This is a genomic window from Blautia intestinihominis (assembly GCF_040096655.1).
Classification (GTDB): domain Bacteria; phylum Bacillota; class Clostridia; order Lachnospirales; family Lachnospiraceae; genus Blautia_A; species Blautia_A intestinihominis.
The window spans coordinates 1-23,551 of record NZ_JBBMEI010000051.1; the positions used below are offsets into that span (position 1 = coordinate 1).

The 23,551-nt window shown below is 40.3% G+C and carries 23 protein-coding genes and 2 pseudogenes; 6 read left to right on the forward strand and 19 right to left on the reverse strand.

All coding sequences use genetic code 11. From position 1 onward, the window contains the following. Positions 1-76: 76 nt before the first annotated feature. The 5 genes and pseudogenes from WMO75_RS13840 to WMO75_RS13860 form a co-directional block, all read left to right on the forward strand. Positions 77-739: pseudogene (locus WMO75_RS13840) on the forward strand (transposase); the annotation flags it as partial. A 113-nt stretch (positions 740-852) separates the two neighbouring features. Next, positions 853-1,251: an IS66 family insertion sequence element accessory protein TnpA gene (gene tnpA / locus WMO75_RS13845; RefSeq protein ID WP_005422927.1), complete on the forward strand. Its 399-nt coding sequence runs from the start codon at positions 853-855 to the stop codon at positions 1,249-1,251. A 14-nt stretch (positions 1,252-1,265) separates the two neighbouring features. After that, positions 1,266-1,616 (forward strand): IS66 family insertion sequence element accessory protein TnpB, encoded by a 351-nt coding sequence (gene tnpB / locus WMO75_RS13850; protein WP_158583649.1) that lies wholly within the window; start codon positions 1,266-1,268, stop codon positions 1,614-1,616. 66 nt (positions 1,617-1,682) lie between these two features. Beyond that, positions 1,683-3,218, forward strand: coding sequence for an IS66-like element ISRob1 family transposase (locus tag WMO75_RS13855; RefSeq protein ID WP_118699450.1), 1,536 nt, complete (start codon positions 1,683-1,685; stop codon positions 3,216-3,218). A gap of 60 nt (positions 3,219-3,278) precedes the next feature. Beyond that, positions 3,279-4,022, forward strand: a pseudogene (locus tag WMO75_RS13860) (IS6 family transposase); the annotation flags it as partial. Positions 4,023-4,489: 467 nt separating this feature from the next. Here the strand turns inward: WMO75_RS13860 and WMO75_RS13865 are convergent. The 15 genes from WMO75_RS13865 to WMO75_RS13935 all read right to left on the reverse strand — a co-directional run bounded on the left by WMO75_RS13865 (position 4,490) and on the right by WMO75_RS13935 (position 20,828). Beyond that, positions 4,490-4,879, reverse strand: a complete 390-nt coding sequence (locus tag WMO75_RS13865) for a HEPN domain-containing protein (RefSeq protein ID WP_022388711.1) — start codon at positions 4,877-4,879, stop codon at positions 4,490-4,492. Continuing rightward, a complete protein-coding gene (locus WMO75_RS13870; RefSeq protein WP_015542791.1) occupies positions 4,872-5,213 on the reverse strand; it encodes a nucleotidyltransferase domain-containing protein in 342 nt (113 codons plus the stop codon). Before WMO75_RS13870 ends, WMO75_RS13865 begins: the two co-directional genes overlap by 8 nt. A gap of 217 nt (positions 5,214-5,430) precedes the next feature. Next, positions 5,431-5,751, reverse strand: a complete 321-nt coding sequence (locus WMO75_RS13875; RefSeq protein ID WP_117592288.1) for a hypothetical protein — start codon at positions 5,749-5,751, stop codon at positions 5,431-5,433. A 4-nt stretch (positions 5,752-5,755) separates the two neighbouring features. Next, positions 5,756-7,657, reverse strand: a complete 1,902-nt coding sequence (locus WMO75_RS13880) for a VirD4-like conjugal transfer protein, CD1115 family (protein WP_308418824.1) — start codon at positions 7,655-7,657, stop codon at positions 5,756-5,758. Continuing rightward, positions 7,654-8,649 (reverse strand): DUF6017 domain-containing protein, encoded by a 996-nt coding sequence (locus WMO75_RS13885; protein ID WP_117627843.1) that lies wholly within the window; start codon positions 8,647-8,649, stop codon positions 7,654-7,656. Before WMO75_RS13885 ends, WMO75_RS13880 begins: the two co-directional genes overlap by 4 nt. A 26-nt stretch (positions 8,650-8,675) precedes the next feature. Then, positions 8,676-9,746 (reverse strand): hypothetical protein, encoded by a 1,071-nt coding sequence (locus tag WMO75_RS13890; RefSeq protein ID WP_233435675.1) that lies wholly within the window; start codon positions 9,744-9,746, stop codon positions 8,676-8,678. A 138-nt stretch (positions 9,747-9,884) separates the two neighbouring features. After that, positions 9,885-10,607, reverse strand: a complete 723-nt coding sequence (locus WMO75_RS13895) for a DUF6100 family protein (protein WP_117627819.1) — start codon at positions 10,605-10,607, stop codon at positions 9,885-9,887. After that, positions 10,594-11,139, reverse strand: coding sequence for a DUF5697 family protein (locus WMO75_RS13900; RefSeq protein ID WP_227222833.1), 546 nt, complete (start codon positions 11,137-11,139; stop codon positions 10,594-10,596). The genes WMO75_RS13895 and WMO75_RS13900 overlap by 14 nt, the downstream gene beginning before the upstream one ends. A 193-nt stretch (positions 11,140-11,332) precedes the next feature. Continuing rightward, positions 11,333-13,996: a VirB4 family type IV secretion system protein gene (locus tag WMO75_RS13905; RefSeq protein WP_117754081.1), complete on the reverse strand. Its 2,664-nt coding sequence runs from the start codon at positions 13,994-13,996 to the stop codon at positions 11,333-11,335. After that, entirely contained in the window at positions 13,920-14,543 is a 624-nt protein-coding gene (locus WMO75_RS13910; protein WP_005424166.1) for a hypothetical protein, read from the reverse strand. Before WMO75_RS13910 ends, WMO75_RS13905 begins: the two co-directional genes overlap by 77 nt. 15 nt (positions 14,544-14,558) lie before the next feature. Beyond that, on the reverse strand, positions 14,559-15,350 hold the full coding sequence (locus WMO75_RS13915; protein ID WP_147348595.1) for a hypothetical protein: 792 nt from the start codon (positions 15,348-15,350) through the stop codon (positions 14,559-14,561). A gap of 10 nt (positions 15,351-15,360) precedes the next feature. After that, positions 15,361-17,448, reverse strand: coding sequence for a transglycosylase SLT domain-containing protein (locus WMO75_RS13920; protein ID WP_227222835.1), 2,088 nt, complete (start codon positions 17,446-17,448; stop codon positions 15,361-15,363). A gap of 10 nt (positions 17,449-17,458) precedes the next feature. Next, a complete protein-coding gene (locus WMO75_RS13925; RefSeq protein ID WP_005424169.1) occupies positions 17,459-19,585 on the reverse strand; it encodes a hypothetical protein in 2,127 nt (708 codons plus the stop codon). Between the two features lie 69 nt (positions 19,586-19,654). Next, positions 19,655-20,050: a hypothetical protein gene (locus tag WMO75_RS13930; RefSeq protein WP_226844683.1), complete on the reverse strand. Its 396-nt coding sequence runs from the start codon at positions 20,048-20,050 to the stop codon at positions 19,655-19,657. 223 nt (positions 20,051-20,273) lie between these two features. Further along, positions 20,274-20,828 carry a hypothetical protein gene (locus tag WMO75_RS13935; protein ID WP_022388723.1) on the reverse strand — a complete coding sequence of 185 codons (555 nt, stop codon included), beginning with the start codon at positions 20,826-20,828 and terminating at the stop codon, positions 20,274-20,276. 151 nt (positions 20,829-20,979) lie between these two features. Here WMO75_RS13935 and WMO75_RS13940 point away from each other — a divergent pair, with 151 nt between their 5' ends. Next, positions 20,980-21,225 carry a helix-turn-helix domain-containing protein gene (locus WMO75_RS13940; protein ID WP_015525038.1) on the forward strand — a complete coding sequence of 82 codons (246 nt, stop codon included), beginning with the start codon at positions 20,980-20,982 and terminating at the stop codon, positions 21,223-21,225. Positions 21,226-21,536: 311 nt separating this feature from the next. On the opposite strand, the gene WMO75_RS13945 is transcribed toward WMO75_RS13940, so the two are convergent. From WMO75_RS13945 to WMO75_RS13960, 4 genes are all read right to left on the reverse strand, one after another. After that, positions 21,537-21,758: a hypothetical protein gene (locus tag WMO75_RS13945; protein ID WP_005424177.1), complete on the reverse strand. Its 222-nt coding sequence runs from the start codon at positions 21,756-21,758 to the stop codon at positions 21,537-21,539. Between the two features lie 255 nt (positions 21,759-22,013). Then, a complete protein-coding gene (locus WMO75_RS13950; protein ID WP_022388724.1) occupies positions 22,014-22,229 on the reverse strand; it encodes a helix-turn-helix domain-containing protein in 216 nt (71 codons plus the stop codon). Beyond that, positions 22,222-22,662 carry a sigma-70 RNA polymerase sigma factor region 4 domain-containing protein gene (locus WMO75_RS13955; protein ID WP_005424179.1) on the reverse strand — a complete coding sequence of 147 codons (441 nt, stop codon included), beginning with the start codon at positions 22,660-22,662 and terminating at the stop codon, positions 22,222-22,224. The genes WMO75_RS13950 and WMO75_RS13955 overlap by 8 nt, the downstream gene beginning before the upstream one ends. Positions 22,663-23,020: 358 nt before the next feature. Beyond that, positions 23,021-23,299: a zinc ribbon domain-containing protein gene (locus WMO75_RS13960; RefSeq protein WP_158583648.1), complete on the reverse strand. Its 279-nt coding sequence runs from the start codon at positions 23,297-23,299 to the stop codon at positions 23,021-23,023. Positions 23,300-23,551: the final 252 nt, after the last annotated feature.

Consider the following 23,551-nt stretch of genomic DNA (forward strand, 5'->3'; position numbering starts at 1 on the left):
GAACTGGTTATCCACAAAACAAAAAAATAAATTTCATCACTTTTTACAATGGACTATGCATACCCTTGAACAGTAACACCTTATCTGTAGATATATTCCTCTTAAGCAGTGGGCTTTCGATGATTCCCATTCTCCAAAGTACCAGAAGTTTAAGATTGATGAACTTCCCAAAGTCATATCCTATCAGCAGGACTGGAACTGGAAAGACCTTATCTCTTACTACCAGCAACGCTACCACAAGACCATTCGCCCTATATTTCGTCGAGTTGAGTGCGATATACCCAAACACTGCACTTGCCCTGCCTGTGATGTGCCTGTGGACTATCTGATGTGGAACGATGGCAGGAAGAAAAGTCAGGTTCTATGCAAGGTCTGCCAAACGCTTTTTTCTCCAACCAAAGATAATCGTTTTTCCAAAAACACCGTCTTGAGATGTCCTCATTGCAACCACAGCCTGGTGCATAAGAAAGACCGTAAACACTTTATCATCCACAAATGTGTGAATCCCAAATGCCCTTACTATCTCCACAACTTGAAGAAAGTGGATAAGAAACATCTGGACGAAGACTATGGCAAAAACAAATACAAACTCCACTATATCTACCATGAATTTACGATAGATTTCTTTAAACTGGACTTAAACTCCCTGACGAAGAACGCTTCTTCCCTAAAATTCACCAAGTTTGATTCCAACACCATGTCCTTATGCCTAACTCTTCACGTAAATCTTGGTCTATCGTAAGCGTCCAATAAGAGGGTGTATCGAAATTTCTGGCTGTTGCATGTAAACTATTGATTAGAGTTTTGGGAGTTGACTCTAAAAACTCTAAATCTAATCTAAGGAGCAGGCTTATGGATCTTTCTTCTTTGACTCCAGACAAACAGGTGAAACTTCAATACTGGCTGGATGTAATACGGCAATGCAGGGCCTCAGGACTGACAAATCAGATCTGGTGTGAACAACACGATATCTCTTTGAAAAGTTATTATTACTGGCTTTCCAAAATTCGAAAGCTTGCCCTGGAAGAACTGCCCCGCAAGAAAAACGGCATCCACATGTGTACAGACCAACAGTCAACTGCTTTAACGGAATCCCCGGCTGAGTTTGCGGAGCTTTCACTTCCGGACAGAAACATTTCCCGTTCCACTCCTGCAGCCATACTTCATATCGGATCCATAACAGTGGAACTTTATGAAGGCACATCTGCCCAGATGCTGGAAAACATTCTGAAAGCCGTGCAGTCATGTTAGGAGATCTTTCCCATGTGGAGAAAATCTATATCCGATGCGGCTACACCGATATGAGGAAGCAGCTCAATGGCTTGCTGGATATCATCCAGTACAACTTCAAACTGGATCCTTACAGCAATTCCTTATTCCTGTTCTGTGGAAAGAGGGCTGACCGGATCAAAGCAGTCCATTACGAGGGAGACGGTTTCTGCCTTTTATACAAACGGTACGAAAACGGACGTCTCCAATGGCCGCGGACCGGCGAAGAAGCAAAACAGATTTCTGATCAGCAGCTGCGCTGGCTTCTGGAAGGTTTGAACCCGGAGCAGCCAAGGGCGGTTCAGAAATGGCTCCCGCATAAGTCTGAAAATACTGAAAATCCTTAGAAATACTGGGAAATCTGACGATTCTATGTTATAATAATCCTATCGAAACGAAAGGGTTTTCAGGTTATGTCAGCTACGGAACAGGAGTATAAAAATCATATCAAAGAACTGGAACAGCAGGTCCGGCTCCTGAAAGAGCAGGTTGATTTCCTGACCCGTAAACTTTATGGAACAAAATCTGAGAAGACATCTACTCTCGAAATCGAGGGGCAGATGTCTCTTTTTAATGAAATCGAAACCTGTGCGGATCCTGATGCACACGAACCGGAGCTTGTTGAGATAGAGAAGCACCTACGTAAAAGGAAGTACACCGGTCAGCGGGAAGAACTGGTAAAAAATCTCCCTCACAGCAAAGTACTCCATACCATAGATGAAAGGGAACAGATATGCGATAACTGCGGGAGTACGATGGTGAAAGTAGGGGAAGAATTCGTCCGCACAGAAGTACAGTTTATCCCTGCAAAACTCAAGGTGATTGACCATTACCGGGAAACGTATGAATGCAGGTCATGCCGGAAAAACGGAACTCTTTATATGGAGAAGGCTCCGGTGCCATATCCTCCCGTCCTGCATTCTCTGGCATCTGCATCTACCATCACCTGGCTCATCCACCAGAAGTTTGAATTAAGCATCCCGCTGTACAGACAGGAAAAAGAATGGGAGGCTTTGGGATTACGTTTAAGCAGAGCGACTATGTCAAACTGGCTTCTGGTTGTCTATCGGGACTGGCTTGTACACATCGTCCACCGTCTGAAGCTGGAACTTCTGAAACAGAGATACCTTCATATCGATGAAACACATGTACAGGTGCTGAAAGAACCGGGACGGAAAAATACGTCCGATTCCTATATGTGGGTTTACTGCAGCATCAAAGATGCCGTAAATCCCATCCGCTACTTCGAGTACCAGCCGGGACGAAGCGGGAAATATCCGGAAGCGTTTCTGAGGGAATATGAAGGTTATATCCATACAGACGCTTACTCCGGATACAATGCAGTTTCAGGAGTAAAAAGATGTCTTTGCTATACGCATCTGCGCCGGGCTTTCGTGGATGCGCTCCCAAAAGACATCCATAATTCGGAAGCATCAAAAGCAGCGGAAGCAATCCTCCGTCTGAATCAACTCTTTAACATAGAGTCAGAGTTGGAGGCGCTCCCTCCTGATCAGAAGAAAAAAGAACGTCTTATCCGCGAGAAACCGCTTCTCGAGGCTTTTTGGTCATGGGCAGAAAAAAGTGCCATCGGAGAGCTGCCGAAATCCAAACTTTCAAAAGCTTTTCATTACGCCTTAAATAACCGCGAAGGTTTTTGGAATTATCTGGAAGACGGGAATTGTTCCATCAGTAATTCGCTTGCGGAAAACTGTATCCGTCCCTTTGTGATCGGCAGAAAGAACTGGCTGTTCTCCGGCAGTCCGAAAGGGGCGGAAGCCAGTGCAGGAATCTATACACTGGTAGAGACAGCGAAAGCGAATGGGCTTGCCCCGATGAAATATATAAAATATATCCTGTCCGACATGCCGGGGAGTGCTTTTCTTGAACATCCTGAATATCTGGATGATTATCTGCCTTGTAATCCTCTTGTAAAAGAATTCTGTCGATAACCGTTGACCTTTTAGTATAAAAGGCTGACGGTTATTTTTCTATGCACTGTTTTATTTGACGCTTACGGTCTATCTCTTAGAAAAACGAAACAGGCTCTCAAAGATCTGTACAACATCGATATCTCACACCAGAGCATTGCTAACTACTGCAAATCCGCCGCTATGTGTATCAAACCCTTTGTTGTCAACTATGACTACGGAACTGGCAAGGTATTTACTGCTGATGAAACCTACATCAAAATCCGTGGTGTAAAAGCTTATATCTGGTTCATCATGGATGCTTCCAAACGTTCCATCATTGGCAATCAAGTCTCTGATAACCGCGGCGTTGGTCCCTGCATTCTAGCCATGCGAATGGCTTTCCGGCACTTGAAAAAGCTTCCTGAAAACTTCCACTTTATTGCAGATGGTTACAGCGCCTATCCATTAGCTGCACAACAGTTTTTCCGTGAGTTCGGTGATAAGTTTAAGTTTGATATCACTCAAGTAATTGGACTTACCAACGACGATGAAGTATCAAGAGTATTCCGACCATACAAACAGATGATCGAAAGATTAAACCGTACATACAAGGTTTCTTACAGACCTACAAACGGCTTTGATAACATCGACGGTGCCAACTATGACCTGGCTCTATGGGTCGCCTACTACAACTTTCTCAGACCTCACAAGCACGCAGGATGCAAAGTTCTAAATAAAGTAGAGATGTTGGAAGGTGCAGAAAATATGCCAGGTAAATGGCAACTGTTGATTTTCCTTGGTCAGCAAACTATCTTAAATCTACAAAATCAGGCATCTGCATAACTGGAGCGGAACCGTTGTCAGGAGAACCGTGGAATACCGCAGCACCTGTGGTGCGAGGATATGCCGCGAAAGTCTCTTGACATAAGGTTCACGGATTATCCTATTTCAGCAGAAAAGGGGGCAACTGCGCCCTTTTCCTGCCTTCCGGCGAGGATGGGTTCGGGCAAAGCCCGAATCTGGGTCAAGGGACGAGTCCCTTGCGGGTACTTAGGGCAGCGCCCTAAGCCCTCGGAGAGCTTATTGTTATCAATATCTACAATTTTCAAGGTTCGTTTGAGCCTTATTTTTGGGCTCAGTTTTTTCATAAATCATTTGACACTATCACGTTTTTTAATTCTCCGTATCATACTACTACTTCACCAGAATATTTTCAGAAATTTTATATACAAAAAAGACAGGGTATAGAAATATATCATACCCCGACTGTAGTTGCTTCATGAAATATTTTATTTGTTCTCACCAATATTTTATGCTTTTAAAAACTCTTCTATCGCCGTTAAAAACTCCTTTGCCCTATCAGCCTGTTCACGGGCATCTTCAAATGATACTACAAAAAAATCGGCATAGTCCGTATTGTTTCTAATCTGAAATGCCTGACTCAAATATTTTGAATATTTCTTTTCGAATTTTTGTGTTTTAATATACTCTCGCTGGAAATAGGAAATTACTCCTGCATGTTTTGAATAATCAACGCCATCTTTTGCAAGCAATGCGCGAACTGCAGTAAACATGGCATAATAAGATCTTCCGATAGAATCTTTATAACTTTTCGATGCAAGCAATACTTCTGCCGAATTTAAACGCTCTCTTGCACTTTCCAGTCGATATTTTATCAGTTCCCTTCGATTATCAGGCACTAATTACCACTCCTTCCTGTGAAATGTTACGATAATATGGAAGAACTGTCTGGTATTGTTTAAACTCTTCATACGGAATTACGGTCGGAGAAAGAATTGTATCGTACTCTAACTCCAGCTCGCAAGAGGAATCCCATACCTTTTTCAACTGCTGCTGCAATGTTTTCCTGTCACCATGCACGATTGCAACAACATCTACATCTGAATCCGTATGATAATCTCCTCTTGCATAAGAGCCGTATAAAATTACCTGAACAAGATTTTCTCCATATACTGAGCGATAAATCTGTGTCAACTTTTGTAAAATACTATTCAGTTCATTTTTTGTGCACATATCATCCCTCCTGTTTTCTGGCATCTTTTTGCCTACAAGAATCAAAGCACTTGTCATCCATCATTTCAATGTTTCTATAATAATTTTAACTCAAATAAGCGAAAATCACAAGCAAATGTCCTATTTTTGCTTTTGGCTTTTTACAATAAAAAAAGGCAGTAACACCCTTTTGGCCAGGATATTACCGCCCTTTCACACTTCGAATACTGCGTATTCTCTAATTGAAGCCTTGCTTCATTCCCCGCAATCCATTTTCATACTGTATTCTTGAAAAATACCAGATTTTACCCTGGATTTTTCTACAGATATGATTTTCAAATAAATAGCATTCACTGCACAATTCTGGATTATCCCGTCTCCATCCGCTTTTTTCCAGAAATTCCTCTACATCTTCATATACTTCAATGCAGCTTTCTGCAAGCAGTATTTTTTCCACCTCCTGCTCCTTCAGATAAAGTCCAAATTCTTTGGCAAGCAGAACTCTGAATCCATAGCGGACCAGTGAATTTCCCCGTATTTCATTTAGATTAATTTCCAAACCTTCACCCCTTTGATTTTTTTACAAAAAGATCATCTACTTTCATGACCGTATTACCAGTACTTGTCCGCTTTTTATTCTTTGTTTTTTGAACAGCCCCATTTACAGTCAGTGGTTCTTGCACGTCATTTTCTTTTATCGGACTCTCATTTTTTTCCAATGGAGCCGAAGCTTCATATACCTGCTCATCCAGTATCTGAAATTCCTGCTGCTGTTTTTCCCACTTTCGATACCAGTCCGGAATATGATCCACAACCTTTTCCATCTTCAGTTTTCCGGCATCTGCATGTTCCGTATAATCCATTTTCTTAAACCGAAGCACATTGTGTCCTCGGATGATTAGGATTCCCTGATCCAGCGGATAACGAAGGATTTCATCTGGCAAAAGGAGCTGCCGTTTTCCAATGGAACGTGATTCCGAATATTCCGGCACATAATCTGTGGCACGGATCGTAAAAAAGTTCTTTCGGATAGAAGCAACTGAAACTGTAATCTCACCGGTCCGGTCACTGTAGTAGGTAGCGGTTGTCATATCATTACAGCCAAGAAAGATCGAGAAATCACAGCCGCCAAGGATCTCTTCCCACTGGTTATCCGGATAACGGTTCTGAAGCTGTGGAATATTCTGAAACAGGATGCTCATGCCTATCCGCCGGGATCTGGCCGTAGCCAGTTTCTTTTTAAAATCCGGAACAACACCGATATTTGGAAATTCATCCAGTATAAAACTTACCGGTACTGGTAGGACACGTTCTTCCGTTCTGTCAGCCAGGCGAACCAGCTTGATACTTAAAAATGATGTAAACAGTGTAGCAAGCATATCGTATGTAGAATCCTGATCCGAAGTAATACAAAAATACGCACACTTTTGCTTTCCCGGCAGTGACAGGTCTATATCTGTATGGCTCGTAATCTGCTGCACCATCTTATTCTGCAAAATCTGCAGACGGGTTCCAAGACCAAGCACAGCATTTCCTTTTACTTTTTCTGCCTTGGAAAATAACTGATAGGGACCTTTTGCCGGATGATCCGTTGGAAGCCTTTCAAAAATGGAATCCAGCATTTCTACACTTTTATTGAGCAATAATTTATAAGCTTCCGGAAAAGTTTTCTGCTCTTGTGGATACTCTTCAAAAACATATAAGCACAGAGCTTTTAAGAGATCCATTTCCACATTGTCATAAAAATGATCAAACTTATCCGTTGTGTTACGAATCACGACATCACAGAACACATCAATCAGCTCCCCGTCTTCAATCTCTGCGAGACAGTTCCATGCATCTGAATGGGTAAGCTGAATCAGATTCAGCTGCTTTACAACATATCCCTCTTCTTTGAGATACGCACAAAGATCCTCATAAAGTTCTGATTTTGGATCCGTAATATACATACTCTCACCCCTGCGCACACACTGTAATGCCATCACTCTTGCGAAAGCCCTGGATTTCATGGAACCTTGCGAACCGCATACCGCGATATTTCGGTTCAGTCTTGAATCCACCGGAAGACTTAATATATTTCCATTAGACAACTCCCTTCCGAAAATAATCCCCTTTATATGCTCCATTCCACGGTCTGCCTGCAGTATCTCTTTTTGTTCCTGTGTTCCCATAAATCCTGCCGTTCCATAAGTTCCCTGATCCGAAATCTCAAAATTCCGTTCATCATGCAATGGATTGTCTTTTCCTCGCCAGATTACCAGTACCGTTAAAGCCAAAAGCAGTACCACGGCTGCCATTGACCATTTTCTTCCTGACGAAGTACCACACCCTGCATACAGACATTGCAGAGGACTTAAGCATACTTCTGATCTGGAAAACAAGATTTCAAAAAAGCCTCCCACATATGCTGCTAACAAAACCATTCCGCATCCGGTCACGATTTTTTTCCAGTTTTCTGTTCTCAATCCGTTTCCTCCATTTCTCTTCTGGTTTCTTCTGCCAGATGGAAATGATAGCGGTTCCCGTAGTAGCTGTTTATTGTATTGACAGAATTGTATAATGCAGTCAGGAGCACCGCTCGGATATTTCTGGCCTTTGTGCTGGTATCATCCATACTCTGAAGCACGAATTCGACATGATCCTTCGTAAGCTTCGCAAACTGTGCTTTCACAATCTCTATATCTTTTTCCTCACGGTTAATCCGAAGTTTAGGTGCTGTAGAAACCATTACATCCAGAATAAGTCCCAGGATTTCTTCAACTCTTCTGTCATATGGATGATCGTTTTTTAACGCATCATAAGAAATCTGTATCCGAATCGCACGCTCCACAGCCTGATAGGAACAGAGTGGATACTCTATGTCTGTATTCTCTTCCGTAATCTCTGTATTTGTATCCCCTTCAAAAGAGAGATATGCCTCGTTTGACTGTGATATCCTGTCACATCCTGATGTGGCACCTCTCTCTTTGTGTGGTGACAGCTCTCCCTTTAAGAAGTGATACCCTGCATCTGACAGATTTTCCGGATAAGTCAGTTGTATCAGGACATCTACATTCAGCTCCAGAAACAGCACGTTTGAGTTCCGCATTCCTCCTTTCCTGACAGTTCGAAAAACTCTTCTCACAACTCCTATTTTCTCCAGTTCAACTACCGCGTTCACAGCTTCTCTTTTTGAGATTCCAAACTGATCTGCAAGCTGCTGGTAATTTCTCTGTAAAATATCTGCTTTGAATTTCTTTCTGAATCCACATAATTGTCCCGTTAATTCATCTCGGATTTCCACCGGCCGATACCAATACACAACATCTGACAAAATAATGATTGCTGTCAGATTGGGTTTCCCATTATCTCTGGTAATTGTACGATACCACGCTGCCGGGATTACATTTCCGGTAAACTGCAGCCGACACATCCGGTCCACAATCGGACTGCCTGTTGAATGAAAAGGATTCGCCATCTTGCAGCCACCTCCATCGACCAAGATCATTCTCCTAGGTCATTTATAAGGTATTTCATTACATTTTCTGCATTGAGCTCATAAATGATCACCTTCTCTCCCAAATATTCTCTTATTGTTTCCGCCTGATAATCCATGCACACAATACTTACTGACGGTCTCCATAAGAGTTCCTGTTTAATGCGGCATAATTGACGCATTTCCAAATCATAAACTAAATATATAGGGTTCCCATTTTCATCGCACACATTATAGGTAGCATATTCTTTTTCTCTCTTTATGGAAAATCTTGAAAACAAAGACTGCTTTAGCTTTTCTCTTTTCCGCTTCTCTGTCAGCAGGACAATCTGCAATATTCCCTCTCGGCACATAGGAATATAATAATATTGATCATAAATATCATCTGGTCGAAACAGATCCTTTTTTATGCCTCCATCACTTTCCAAAAGCTTTAACAATACTTTTATGTTCTGTCCTACAATAAGCGCATCCGCTTTGCTGTTATATCCGCCCTTTAAGAGCATTCGCTCTGTCCAGGTACGCATGGAACATTCCATTTTTTTCGCCCATTTCATATTTCGATCCATGGTATTGTAAACAACTAACACAGTATCCCCGGATAAAAGCACCCCACATGATCTGGAACCCCTGATTGCTTCCGACATTCCTTTAAATTCCAGACTGCCATAATAAAACGCTTTTCCCCGATCTCTCACGAACCCTTTATCCATATCTGGTTTATGGTTCCGCAAGATCTCTATACCCGCCTTCCAGAAGAAGACCCATACCTCGCTCATTCGATACAGCCGCATTCTTTTTTCTGGTTCACTTTTCACATGCCCCGTCTGCCCGGAACCGGAAATAAAAAAAGAGAGTTCTTTTTCATATTCTGAAAGAAGATAATTTCTGCCTTTTTCTAATAAAACGTATCCTCTATATCCATCCTTGCATCTCAGAGAAATATATCTTTCTTTTTTTAATCTTGTTATCAGGGCAGCAGTATATGAAATCGAGCCAGTCACGTATTGTCCTAAATAAGTCGGCATTTCACCCGACATCGCTATAATAATCAATAATTTATCCTGTTGTCTTTTCAATTATTTTCCCCTCGTTGAAAAAGCAAAAATACCCTATCTGTTGAATACCTGGGTACATAACCTGGCAATTTTGTTCAGATTTTTGCTTATTTTATGCCTTATCAGATATTCTTTTCCCATGTAGAATCCCCATGCAATTTACTCATGATTTTTTTCGATACCTGTTTCTTTGCCAAAATCAGAAATCCACGCTGGAAATTTGCTGCTGTCCATCACATATAACAGTGTACGGTCTTCCTCGCCCATACGTGTCACATGACAGGTATTCGTGTATAATCCACTATCTGACCGCAGGAAAAAATTTGTAATAATATCCTGCACATGTTTTTCTTCATAATTGTCATGATCTCTCACTCTTGCAAGCGGAAGTGTTTCATCATAAACATGTACAAAACAAATCGTACAATTTGTATATGTCGGAATTTCCAGCTTCTCCTCCGCTCTCTGCATGCACCAATTTCGAAAAGCGGTATGCAATGGTTTATAAAGATAATCCGTATAACAATCTTTCCGGTGAGGGATCAGGACGGGAGCAGATACCCGAAGAATCTCATCCTTATACTCCAGTTCAATTCCGTGTATCAGTACCAGATCTTCTTTGTATTTCTCATATTCTTTGGGATTTACTACTATTTCAAGTGTCAGGCGTCTTAATTTATCTGTCAAACGTTCTGAAGTTTTCGCAGTCTCCTGAATCATATCTCCCAAATAAGCATATTGGAACTCTGACTGCCGCCGGATACAGGACTGCAATACCCCTCTTGCTTCCACTATATACTGTTCCATCCTTCCCATTAGTTTTTGAGCATCTTCTAACTGTTCTTTTAATTTAAAAAATGAATCATTTTCATCCATCCGCATTTCTGTAATATTCGATTTCTCCACCTTCTTTCACTGTACAAAATCCAAGCACGTCCGGTATCCTGATTTCATGTATGTACCCGGGCTTTTCCACAATAACGATATGCCCGCAATCATCTGTCATCTTCCGGGTAAACAAATTGTTGGTAACCTGTACCTCATTCTCTGACACATACAAAATGTCATAGATTTCTCCTTCACCGCATAACACAATGCGAACAGGATATTCCTCTTTTGATGCAAGGAAGTGCTGGTCTACCTCTTTTTGATCCATAATATCCAGAAGAACCCAAAATGCCTGCAAAGTTCCTACATTTCTGGCTTTAAATGCCTCTTCATTTATTGCTGCCATTTCCAGATCCTGATGAATATAAATCTGTTTTTCTTTTTCCAGCGTCTTAAATGCACGTCCTACAAAATGATCTCTTTGGGTTTTTGCGAAATATGCATAAATCTGAGATTTTAAGAGCACATTATATGTCTGAATTAACTGTCTGGTTTCACGTTCCACGGGTTTTTGTTTGTTTTCCATCTGGTCTATCCTTTCCATGATAAACATATGCCACATAAATGACGTTTTTTATGTGGCATATAATGTGTTTTTTCATGTCTTTTTCAAAAGACATCTGTTACACGTCATCACAAAACGTTTTTTATGACATATAATTAATTTCATTCCTCTTATACGTCCTTTGTAACGTTTTTAATGCCGTTTCTTATTCACACTATTTCCTGCCATAAGCATCTGTACCATATTTCCGGATTCTGTCTTTCAATTCCTGAAGATCTTTGCGGTCAGTGGTAATCAGATCTTTTTCCAGAGCACTTGCTTTAAATTCAACAATCAAATTATTATTATTTGTGGAAATCAGACCATTTCCTCTTTCAAAATGAATAATAGAATTGGTTTCGGCTTCTGAAAGATCCAACTCCTCCTGAATCCGTTCTGCTTCTGAAACTTCCATGTTCAGAACAATTTTTGTTTTTGAGTTGCTTAATATACCGCGTCCAAGTTTTCCATCTCTTACCGCAAAACAGTCTGCCAGATCCTGTGTGGCACAAATAGCCGATCCACCATAAGCTCTGATTGTTTTGAATATTTCAATCAGATATTCTCCTGCCAAATCATTAGACATCAGAAGTTTCCATGCTTCATCTACAAAAACCGCTTTTTCTACTGTCCGGTCTTCCTTTGTTTTTGTCCAGACAAAATCCAGTGCCACAAACATTCCAAGGAGCAGGTCACCGGAAAGTTCTGAAATATCCAACACAACATATTTATTTTCCAGATCCACATTTGTCTGCTGATTAAAGCTGGATGCCGATCCACTCACCAGACGATTTAATATATTCGCCATACGTCTGCATTCTTCTTTACGCATAAGCACTTCATGCAGATCACCAAGAATCGGCATCTTTTTGTATTTTCCTGGATGTTCCGGATCCGTCAGACTCAGATTATCATGTGTGATTCCCTTTTCCTGATAGCAAGTAACCATTGCACCATCTAAAAGCTGTTTTTCTTCATGTGACATATCTGGAATCAGAAGGCTGAAAAAAATATGTAAGCTTTGAATTTTGCTTGCAAGTTCTGACCTTTCAGATGTATACCCATCCAATAAATCGCGAGTTTCCATATCTGCAGGCCGTATTTCCATTATGTTGATGCAGTTCGACGATGAAGGAGAAATCTGTATAAATTCTCCACCAATGTTGTTACAGGCTCTTGCAAATTCATGTCCTTTATCCGGAGCAATAATAAATACCTGTATGTTTTTTTGTCTCATACGTAGTGCCATAAGCTGCATCAAAAATGTTTTTCCTGAGCCAGATGTTCCAAATATTGCTATGTTTGCATTTTTGTATTTTAACGAATTAAAAATATCTATGATGACAAGCGAACTGTTTGCTTTATTTACTCCGATCATGATGCCATCTTTATCAGACATTTCATATGAAGCAAATGGATAACATGCTGCTACACCGGATGTAAGTACATTCCGTTTGGACTTCTCATAAATATTTTTGTCTATCTGTAAAAATGGCAGAGAAGATAAAAAAGCCTGTTCTTCTCTGAAAATGCAGCTACCTGTGCCAATGTCCTGAGAGCTTAACAGCTTTGTCATTTCCTTTGAACGCCATTCTACTTCCTGTTCACTATGTCCAGTTATCGTAACCAGAATGCTCATGTAGTAGAATTCTTCACTGCCGCTCAGCCCCCTTTTCAGGTAATAACCAGCCTGAATGGATTCACTCAGACTGTCAAAGTCGCTGTTTGAATCATAAGTATCCTTGATTTTTGAACGGTTCAAGCGTATTCTGCGTCCAATTCGCTCCACACAGCGGTTTTTATCCTGCTTGAAGAAAAAAACGTCTATATCTATTCCTTCACCTGCATTGATCAACAGAGACAGCCATCCGGCCGGGACTCTTGAACGGTATTTTTGAACATACAGATATGTATAATACAATCCATCTACAACCACATAGTTCCAGTTCCTGAAATCAATGGTTCTCGGAGCGACCAGTTCTGTTACAGGAATATATCGTATACTTTCTGGACCGTTTTCTTCTGTATAGTACTTCCGAACTTCTTTTATCCGATCATTCAGAGATTCTGTCAGGCATGTTTGACGATTTAACAGCTGGTATAAGATTTCCACGCAGAAGCGCGTCTCATTCTCATGCTCCAAAACTATATTTCCGCACATGGCAAGATATTTTTTTGCAGTCTGCACAGCAGAACGCATATAAAGATGTACATCTCTTTCGTCTGGATTCTTACTCCCACTACGGGAAGGATATTCAAAAATCAAAAAGAAGCGACGTGTAATCGCTTCCTTCATACCCAGGGATTTAATCAGTTCTGCATAATCTTCCTGCAGAATTTTACAACGTTCATCTGTTTCTTTTTCAGCCTCTTCATCAATCTTATCAATATACTCCTGAATGTCTGCCTTTCTGGAGAGCACTTTAAGCTGGATATTGGGCGGTGCGATTTTCAGGTATGACATAAAAGAGAGAATGATACTTCTCTGTTCTGAAGATGACCGTAATAAGAAATTGATTGGCAATACTTCAACAATTTTAACAAAACGATTGTCGGAAGTTTGGATAATACCATTTTTTACTTGTTTTAATGGTATATAAGAGGCTGTCCAGCTCATTGGCAGAAGATCCGGTACTTCCTGGACTTTCTCACTTTTCTCTTCTTTTCGAGAAAGTTCTTTCTTTGGCGGTCGCACTGGCCGTTCTTCTTTTTCTACATTCTGAACAAGCTGATTCCTCAGATTACGTTCTTCTGCCTCTTGCTCACGGATCTGCCTGAAATTCTCCCTGGCCTGCTCTTTCTGTTTCTGTGCGTCTTTTTTCTGCTGTTCCTTCTGCATCTGGCGATTTTCTTTCTCCTGCTTCCTGGACATCGCCTTGTCTTCTCTCTGCTGTTGCTTCTGCTCCCGCCGTTCTCGTTTCTCGGCAAGCTGAGCTTCTTTCAGCTTTTGCTTCAATTCTGCGACTTCGCTTCCGATCTTTTACACCGCCTTCCTGCTGCCTTTTCTTCTTTTTTCTCTCCTGTTTCTGTTGTTTCTTTTGCTGTCTCCTAATACGACGGTTTCTCTTTAATCTATACTGTCCATCGGGTACAGTCACTACCCGCCTTCTTGTTACAAAGCGTATAAACTGAATAATGAAAGAAAGCAAACTTTCCCCGTTAACACCGACTACCGCCAGTATTGTTAAAGGCAGGATTACAATTATACCAATATAGATTCTTAGCTTTATTGAAACATCTATAAAAAACAGTATCCTAAAAAGTACTATAAAAAGGACAGCTGCCTCAAAAGCATTCCTGCCTTCAATTCTCCCTGAAAACAGGGTTCCCTCTTTTGCAAAATTGGGTGGAATGATATAAACATCGGATCGTTCTCTCTGCATCATTCTGTACCTCCCGAATTATTTTTTACGATGAAATTTCCGATATAATAACCACATTGCCGCACCCAGAAAACTCAAACCGCCAATAATGATTCCTGTTTTCTGTCCTGTTTTTTTCACAGTTGTCACCACCTCCGTATTTTTAATTCCTGAATCCGATTTTTCTGGATTTTGAATGTTATTTTGTTGATCTGTCTTGTTCTGCTTTTTCTCCGTCTGAACAGCTTCCACAAGCTCATTTTTCACTTTAATTTTCATTATAATAAGACCCTGTTCCGGAAGATTTTTATAGTTGTTATCAAATTCTGCAACATATTTCTGGTCATTCTGTGTTGCTTCCACAGATTTCAAGCGATAATTTCCGCTATTCACGGACAGGTTCCATTCAAAAAAAACAGAGGAATCCAAATCAATTTCTCTTTGAACTCCTCCATTTTCTTCTATTGTCACATGAACCATTCCAGTGAATCCTTCAAAAATCTCTGCCCGCACTGCAATATTTGCTGGCTCAAGTTCTGTCCCAGAATACTCATCCTCCGCATTTACAGGATCCATCGTTTCAGTTCGAAGCTGCACCATGCCATTTTCATCAAACAATACATATTTCCCAGCCGGGTTCACTGTATCATACCCCCAGCCATCAGCAATAAATGTCCCATCTGACTGATAACCTTTGCCATCCTGCCAGGAAACAATCTGCGGCAAGTTCTCTGCCTTTTGTGCATATGCCACTTGGAAGGTTTCCAGGAAATATGTGAACAGCAGTATTGCCAATACCAGTATTTGCTCTGTGCTCCTAATCTTTTTCACTGTATTTCCCTCATTTTTTTCCAACAATCCAGAACGCTCCTTCGCTAAGATCACGTCCGTAGGATTTGATAGTTTCCACACTGTACACTTTTCCGGTTCGTTCTCTGCTTGCACAATCCGCTATCGTGATATAACCATCTCTGGTCACACCAGTCAATACGATAAAATGTCCGCTTCCACTTCCTGTAATCGTATAGGCTTCACAGATTTCTACAACCATCTTGCCTTCTTTAAGGGACTGCACGACATAATTCATACGGTCCTTTCCGACTCTTTCACAAGTAAGTCCCCAGTGATAGGCAGCATTCGTCGGAAATGAATGAGACGTTCCCATGCCTGGAACATATTCTCCATTTGCAATGGAATAAGCACATGTCATCTGAGGTGTTACCGTCTGTCCAATTAACGTTGAAATTATAATTGCCATAGATGTAGGTCCACAACCGGACGCACCGATCGTACTGGAGCCATAAGACATGCCTTTCCACGGTTCCTCTGTCTGATTAAAATAAACTACTTTTTTTACGCCTTTTCCGACTGTATCATATGTAATGATATCCCCTGAAGCATCTATATTTCCTGCAACAAAAGAATCTCCACTGCTCCCACCAGTAACAAAATCTGTCCAATGAAAAATCGTGGAAAGTGCATTTTTAACAGCATCTACGCCTTTTTGTAAATATTCCAACAATTTGATCACAATATCAAAGGTTGTCTTGTTTGTGACAAATTTATACTGATACCCGCTTCCGCCTGTAATCTGTGCATTCAAAAGCAACGCTAATGTATATTCTACTTTCTTGGATACTACTGTCCGGTTTTCCTGCCATGCATTTCCACCCTGTGCCAGAATCTGCTCATAGGTTGTTCGATCTATCTCACCTCTTTTCCCATTCACTTCCATACAATAAATGGTCTCCGTTGCTTCGCCTTTTCGCTCATCTGTAACTGACCAGTCAAAAAAACTATCCAGATGCTTTTCAACCGACTCTTTTAAAAGTTCATAGGATGTTTGTAATTTTTCAGTATCTGCATCCGATTTTTGAGCATCCTTTGCAGAACTTGAAGAAGTGGATGTTTGATGTTGCTGAATTTCAACATAGCCTAATACTTTTTTTACATATGCCTGCGTTTCCGCATATGGAGGAATCTGATATCCATATTTCATAACTGCTCCGGGCCCTGCGTTGTACCCTGCGATTGCCAGTTCCAATCCATTTGAATAGCCTTTAAACTGCTCAATCAGCTGGGAAACATACTTTGCTCCGCCCATAATATTCTCTCTGGGATCAAAAACATTAGATACCCCTAGAGATGCTGCTGTAGATGGCATAAGCTGCATAATACCAGATGCCCCTGCACCAGAAACAACATTTGGATTAAAGTCTGATTCTACTTTACCCATTGCGATCAACAACGCTGCCGGCACATTGTACGTCTGTGCCGCTTCATAAAAAAATGAGTCGTATGGGCTGGACAAGTTTGTGGACATATCAATCCCCAAACTATTTGCATAACCTAAAAAAGAAAAAACCGTACTGTTATCTTCGTTTTCCATCATCAGTACGGCAAGGTAATATCCAAGATTCCTTTTCAGCTTCGTTTCATATTCATCCACCACAACCAGCTCATGGCCTGCATATTTTTCTGCTTTGTCCTGGTCAATTTCTTTTAAAACAGCCTTGTGCTTTTTGTTTATTATTTTCAAGATTTCTTTTTTGTAATCTTCCTGCTGCAGAACTTCTTCAACCCGGTCACGTATATTCGTAAGCTGCGTAGATTGAGCTTCATTCGCATACGAATCTGCATTTGCAAATCCAAGATAACTAAAAATAATTCCTATCATATTTGCAATAATAAACATCCAGAGAAAGCAAAACAGGAAAATAGAAACGAGTATTTTCCAAACAGTTTTATTTGATACCAATGCCCCGATCACAGTTCCAAGAGGACCTGCAAGGGCTGTTCCTGCTGCCATTCCTGCTGCTGTTCCTCCAGCTGCTACTGCCGCTGTTGTTGCATATGCAGTTTGAGCAGTATGTGCAATAATTTCTGTGCCTTCATCCAGAGGGGACGAATTTTTATCTTCTTCTGCCATTTTCATCCCCCTATCTGAGTCTGTCCGAACCTTTTTCTTTTAATTCTGCTCTCGATTTTGGAACTTCACGTATTCTACGGGTATCTGGTCTGCTTCTTTTTAAGGAAATATCTCCTGTTGGAATGGATCCCGAAACATTCATAAATCCATCAGCTGCCATACCTGTTTCATCAGCTACAGGCTGAATATCATCTTCATTTTGCATACCAGGATCACTCAATTTCGTGTTTTCAGCCTTTAGCGGATTTCCTGCTGTATCTACCAAAATACCCATTGCCGATTTCGCATAAAAATCGGCCTCATCTGTTTCTTCATCCAGATCTTCTCCTGTATCCATAATTCCATCTGACTGTATTCCATTTTCAGACATGGATTCCATTCCTGTCGGCATAGAATTTTCATTATAATTCATCCCTGCTCGTGGTGCAGCATCAAACCCAAACACAGACGAAGTACCAACTTCATCCAGGATACCTTTCTCCTGGTTCACAGAAGATACCCCATTCCCCTGAAGTGCAGACATTATTTCTGATCCCAGCCCTTCTCCTGCATTCGAAACCTCACCAGATACAGAAGAATTATACGCTGTTCCTGTTTTTCCATAGGACATACTTTCCTGGCCAGTCATTTCAATGCTTCCGCTTTCCAGATCCATTTCTGAATCAAAATCACTCATTTCCTCTTCAACCGGATAATCGCCCATCTCTCCAAGAATGCCGTGCTCACTTCCACTTTCGCTGAATCCGTTGGCGGATACATTGCTCGCAGCCGGAATTGCAAGATCCTGTTCACCTCCGGAAACGTCCAAAAGAGTCTCTCCTTCAGAATTACTCTCTGAAACAGCTCCCGCAAATGCTTCTGCATCATCTTTCACACTCATAGCATTAATTCCAGACATAGTTTCTGATGTAGCAGACATAGAATCTATATTGCCATTTACATGATCTCCAGATCCGAAATCCATCTCTGCCGTATCGCTGCTTCCCGTTGTCATGCCAAGTTCCTCAAAAACAGTCTTATTTGCCGGAGAAACTTCATTTTGTTGATTTCCTGGACCAGGCGGACTTTCTTTATCAAAATCTCCATCTGAAGTCATATCATTTATATCCATTGCATTTCCGCCATTAGGAGTCATTGGGATTGGCCCAGTAAAATTGGTTGTCATTCCATCCGACGATCCCATATCTGTTCTGGTTCCACCGACATCTCCTGTTCCACCAGAGCCAGAAGCTGTCCTTGCTGCCTGAGAGATGATCCTGCTCGCTGCAAGCATTGCTCCTGCTGCTCCCATTCCAGGAGCCGGACGGCCAAGGTTCACTCCAAGCGATGCCATATAGGAATCAAGTTTAAATGTGATCTTACAAAATCCTACCAGACAAAGTGTAGCTGCGAAGAATTTCGTAAACCCATAACTGCTTGCCATCATATTTCCGTAACCAGATAAAAACATCTTCATGCACCAGGCATTTAATATAACAAGCACTACTTGCCCTCCAAACATCTTGCTCCATGAAGCCAGGATATTATTTGTTGCTTTAGAACCACCGGTTGCAAATGCAAGAGGTGCTGTGTAGGAAAATACACCAAGCAATACATAACGTTCAGCAATGACCATTAACATCTTAAAATAGTTCCATGCTACAACAAACTGCATGATCAGCATCAAAACCGAAATGCTAAGGCTGCTGATTCCAAGTGTATCTGTAACACCTTCCAGAGTTGATACATAGCCTGAAAAGCTAGCGACCTTGACCTTTGTTCCTACAACCCATTGATATGGCGTTCCCGCAATTCTCAAAATGTAGTCAACCAATGGTTTCGATCCGGCAAGAAGAAATAAAGAAATGGCCGACCGACAGATAAGTTCTATTGGTTCTTCTGCATTTACCCCTGCTTTTCCACCAAACATGGACTTAAAAAGCTGCCATACAAGAATCATCAAGAGGATTGCAATTCCTGTAGGAACAATCACATTTTTGTATAGGCTCCCCACTACTGAAAACAATTCTTCAAATAATGAAAGATTACAGGACAGAAGTTCTGTAAACATATTTGTGATCAGTTCCATCATATCCACGATAAACTGACTGCACATTTCGCGAATGGCATCTACCAACAGCTCCAAAAGCCAGCTCATGTTTTATTCATATCCATAAGAGATACCCTCCTTTCAAAAACCGGGAGAGCACCGGTAAGAAATCATACATCAGCCCGTAAACATACTTTTCGGAATAATTTTTTCCAAATATGTTACAATGGCACCCAGGGTCATAAGTGCAGCCCAGCATACAACAATACGTTTCAGCCAGGATCTTGACTCATCCACGGTTCTGCCCGATTTGGAAAAATTCATTAAAAACAGGCACACCGCAGCACATACCACCGCTGCTACAGTAGCAATACCGGCCACATCTGTATATACTGTCTGCATTGCATTTTTTGCTGTTGCAAAGATATCTGACGCATAAACCGGAATGCCTGTCAGTGCAATTACATTAATTCCCAGATACGACATAAAGAAAATACGGGGAATCATCTTTCTTTTCAGATTTCCCGGTGACAGATAAACCTTCTGTTTTTCTTTTTTTAATTTTCCTGCCATAAAAATCCCCCTTTCCTGATAGGCTCCGAAGTCACACTTCAAGGATCAAGTTTTCGGGCAAAAAAAGACAGCCGTTATAAAAACAGCTGTCTTTAATATAAAATTCTATGGCTCTCCATGCATGATACGCATGCACAGAACTTTACGCTAACATTGTATAAATTCTAAAATCAGATGTCAATATCAGTGCTGTTGCAATACAGATGCAATACTGTCGCATCCATTATTTCCTGTATTCATCAACCATTTCTTCCAACAAATATTCCCTCACCTTTTCTTGATTATCTTCAAGCTGTTTCTTCAATGCTTCGATTTCTTTTGAATGATCCGCTATTTTTTCTTTTTCATACAGATTAAAAATAAAATTAATTTTTATAAGATCATTGTGTGCAGAAAAAAAACATTGTTCTGAAAATTCCATCGCCTGTGAAAGAAAATTTTCGAGTGTTCCATCGTCCCCTTCAGTTTTTATAAGAAACCGTCCACAACATCCCAATGTTGCAGTATGCTCTTCTTCATCAATGTTCAAAATCATATCCCAGCCCTGTGCATATGCTACCTTCTCAGCCATAGGATACAATTCCGAAAGCAGGTAACAATAAGCTTCATTACTCCTCGATTTTACATATTGCGATTCTTCCAGTTCCCTTTGTTTATTCGTAATATCCAGGATCTCACTGTCCCACTCTGATTTACCTGGTTTCCAAAAATCTTCATTCTCAAGTAGTGCATCTAACTCTTTTTCCGAATCATCAAGATACAACGCTTTACGTTTCATTCTTCCTCCTCTTTCACACCCTAATACCAACTCAATTACTATATCATTTTTTCTCATTCTTGATCAGTATAGCGGACAATATTATATCGCGTTTTTTCATACAATAACATCAGCATTTGACACCTATACTGGTCAATGGAGGATGACTTTTATGGAGCAAAAATTAAAATGTGACGTATATATTGGTAAAAATCTTCGCCGTCTTCGCGAAAAATTTGGATTATCCCAAGAAAAGCTCTGTGCAGAATTACAGTGCAGAAATTGCGACATTGGTCGCTCTACTTATGCCAAATATGAAAACGGTGAATTAAATATCCGAATCAGCGTCCTTATGGAATTAAAAAAGATCTATAACTGTTCTTATGATGAATTTTTTGATGATCTTGATTCCCATTAAACACAAAAATCAATAGTTTCTGGATCACAGTTCCAAAAACTATTGATTATATTATACTTCTTTTATTCGTATTTGCATACCTAATTCTGTAGTGCACTTATTTAATCTGCAATCAGGAGCATTTCTTCTCTTCTACTTTATTTTCCGCTAATCCTGCAATTCCATCTGGCCTGCTTGTTTCCATGTTTTGGTTGGAATTCCACATTTCTCCAGTTCATCCTCATATCTGATACCATTTTTTCTTTCAGAGAGACCAAAAAAGTACTGACTGACGCCAATACTTTTTTGATCCAGGATTATATGCTCCTTTGTCATGCCACCAATGCTAGAACATTGGCTTCTCTTCCATAGTGATCAATACAATACCGTACTGAATCTGTTTCGAATTTTACATAGTCTTCTGTCTGTTCAATAATTTGCCGTACTCTTCCTGTGGTTTTCCAGATACCATTCTGACAATATCTTGCTTTTTGTCCTACCGTTAATGGAAGAATTAGGTTCCCATGTGCCATGATCATCGGCTTCGTCTTCATTCGTGCTCCTCCTTTCTTTGAGATTTACCTTGTCAGAAATATTCCTCCTTTCCTCCAAAACGCAAAAAAAGACACTGACTATTCATAAAAATAATCAATGTCTTTCTGCTTTTTCGATAACCGAATATACTTCAGTTTAAATTATCCTTCCAGCAAAAAGCCGGAACAAAAGTTATATATTTCCGCAACCAGCAGAAATAAATGTTATACATTTATATCATAACCACATCCTATCACTGTGTCAATACTCATTACTTAATCCAGATCATTTTCTGCATTCCATTTTTCAAACGGAAATTTAAAAATACAACTAATCACACAACATACAAATTCCTGGTACAAATCATCATCAAAACCAGTATTCAAATTAGCATATTTAAGCATCAGGGGACGATACATTTCTACAATCAGCTGTATAGCTTCCCTTTCGCTCATTCTCGCTCTACATAAAACCCCTACAAAATCATCCAAAGTTATCTCCCATCTGTTTTCGTATTTTTCTGATTGCATTGTAATAGCTGTTTTCAGCCTGTTTTGCTGTCATATTCAAAATACCTCCAATATCATCGAATGATTTTACATATACTATACGGAGCATTAATACTTTCTGCTGCAGTTCCTTCAACGAACACAGAGAAACATAAAGAACAGGATCATTGATTTGATCCAGAAAAGAATTTACATTGATTTCATCACTCAGAACCATATCTACATTTAAATCCATCTTATCAAACAGGTCTTCTGTCTGCTTTTGTAAGATTTCATCTATTCCTTCATCATCCATGGCTATTTCATTATCCAGAATCTTGCCTTTTTTTATTAAGTACTGCTTTTGTGTATTCTTAATTGCAGTCTTCACATAAGCACTAAATTCCTTTTTCAGTTCTTTCTCTGTTTTTGTCATATCCGCATTCCTCCAAAATGATCTAGTGTATACAGTAATCTCTGAAGGAGGTGGTCTTGCAATACAGACATAAAACAGGACTGCCGGAAAATTACTCCAGCAGCCCACGCAAATCAAGTAATTTATACCCTTTCTAATTTTAATACCGATGCCCTTCCAATCTTTGAGCCCGGTTTAATTAGTATGGTAAATTATTTCACCCCGGGAAGTCGGTTCTAATCCATCATTTAAAGTCAGCTTTATGAATTATACTATTTTTCGCAATCTATTTCTTACTTTTCACTGTATTTTCACAATCACATATGAATTTTTATGCATCTGAATATATTTACAAGCTATTCTCTTATTTTCTCTGTTTTTATTCCTGTAAAAAATCATTTATATCACCATCAAAAGAATCTATCTCATCTGCGGCAATATTATCTGTTTTTTCAAATGCGCGATCAATTTGTTCCGAACTCATTTCTTTTTCCTGCTCCTGTTCAATGTATCCCGTCAGCTGTTCTTCTGACAGTCCCTGCTGAAAAAGATAACCGCATTCCGGACATATCCTGACTTTTTTTGATATCTCAGAATCACACTCAGGGCATTTTTTTCTGCCCTTTTCCTGAATTGCCAGATATACAATATCCAACATAAGGAAAACACTTCCTGCAAACCCTATCCAAATATCTGTTTTAAATCCTGCAGCCCGACATGCATAACCAATCAGCTGCACTCCACATATACCGCTTAAAATTTGCACTTGTTTACTACGCACCCACATACCTCCTATTCCAGATCTTCAAACATCTTGTAATTATTTTTTATCAGAAGAACTTCTGCTTCGTCTGCTTTACAATCACCTTCCAGATTTACAAAATGATCTTCCTGCAAACTCTTTTCCAAC

What these genes read in the sequence shown, in the direction of transcription:
- tnpA (WP_005422927.1), top strand. Translation starts at nt 853, where the DNA reads ATGGATCTTTCTTCTTTGACTCCAGACAAACAGGTGAAACTTCAATAC.
- WMO75_RS13855 (WP_118699450.1), top strand. Translation starts at nt 1,683, where the DNA reads ATGTCAGCTACGGAACAGGAGTATAAAAATCATATCAAAGAACTGGAA.
- WMO75_RS13870 (WP_015542791.1), bottom strand. Translation starts at nt 5,213, where the DNA reads ATGTGCACAAAAAATGAACTGAATAGTATTTTACAAAAGTTGACACAG.
- WMO75_RS13885 (WP_117627843.1), bottom strand. Translation starts at nt 8,649, where the DNA reads ATGGCGAATCCTTTTCATTCAACAGGCAGTCCGATTGTGGACCGGATG.
- WMO75_RS13895 (WP_117627819.1), bottom strand. Translation starts at nt 10,607, where the DNA reads ATGCGGATGGATGAAAATGATTCATTTTTTAAATTAAAAGAACAGTTA.
- WMO75_RS13900 (WP_227222833.1), bottom strand. Translation starts at nt 11,139, where the DNA reads ATGGAAAACAAACAAAAACCCGTGGAACGTGAAACCAGACAGTTAATT.
- WMO75_RS13905 (WP_117754081.1), bottom strand. Translation starts at nt 13,996, where the DNA reads ATGCAGAAGGAACAGCAGAAAAAAGACGCACAGAAACAGAAAGAGCAG.
- WMO75_RS13910 (WP_005424166.1), bottom strand. Translation starts at nt 14,543, where the DNA reads ATGATGCAGAGAGAACGATCCGATGTTTATATCATTCCACCCAATTTT.
- WMO75_RS13920 (WP_227222835.1), bottom strand. Translation starts at nt 17,448, where the DNA reads ATGGCAGAAGAAGATAAAAATTCGTCCCCTCTGGATGAAGGCACAGAA.
- WMO75_RS13925 (WP_005424169.1), bottom strand. Translation starts at nt 19,585, where the DNA reads ATGAGCTGGCTTTTGGAGCTGTTGGTAGATGCCATTCGCGAAATGTGC.
- WMO75_RS13930 (WP_226844683.1), bottom strand. Translation starts at nt 20,050, where the DNA reads ATGGCAGGAAAATTAAAAAAAGAAAAACAGAAGGTTTATCTGTCACCG.
- WMO75_RS13935 (WP_022388723.1), bottom strand. Translation starts at nt 20,828, where the DNA reads ATGAAACGTAAAGCGTTGTATCTTGATGATTCGGAAAAAGAGTTAGAT.
- WMO75_RS13940 (WP_015525038.1), top strand. Translation starts at nt 20,980, where the DNA reads ATGGAGCAAAAATTAAAATGTGACGTATATATTGGTAAAAATCTTCGC.
- WMO75_RS13945 (WP_005424177.1), bottom strand. Translation starts at nt 21,758, where the DNA reads ATGAAGACGAAGCCGATGATCATGGCACATGGGAACCTAATTCTTCCA.
- WMO75_RS13955 (WP_005424179.1), bottom strand. Translation starts at nt 22,662, where the DNA reads ATGACAAAAACAGAGAAAGAACTGAAAAAGGAATTTAGTGCTTATGTG.
- WMO75_RS13960 (WP_158583648.1), bottom strand. Translation starts at nt 23,299, where the DNA reads ATGTTGGATATTGTATATCTGGCAATTCAGGAAAAGGGCAGAAAAAAA.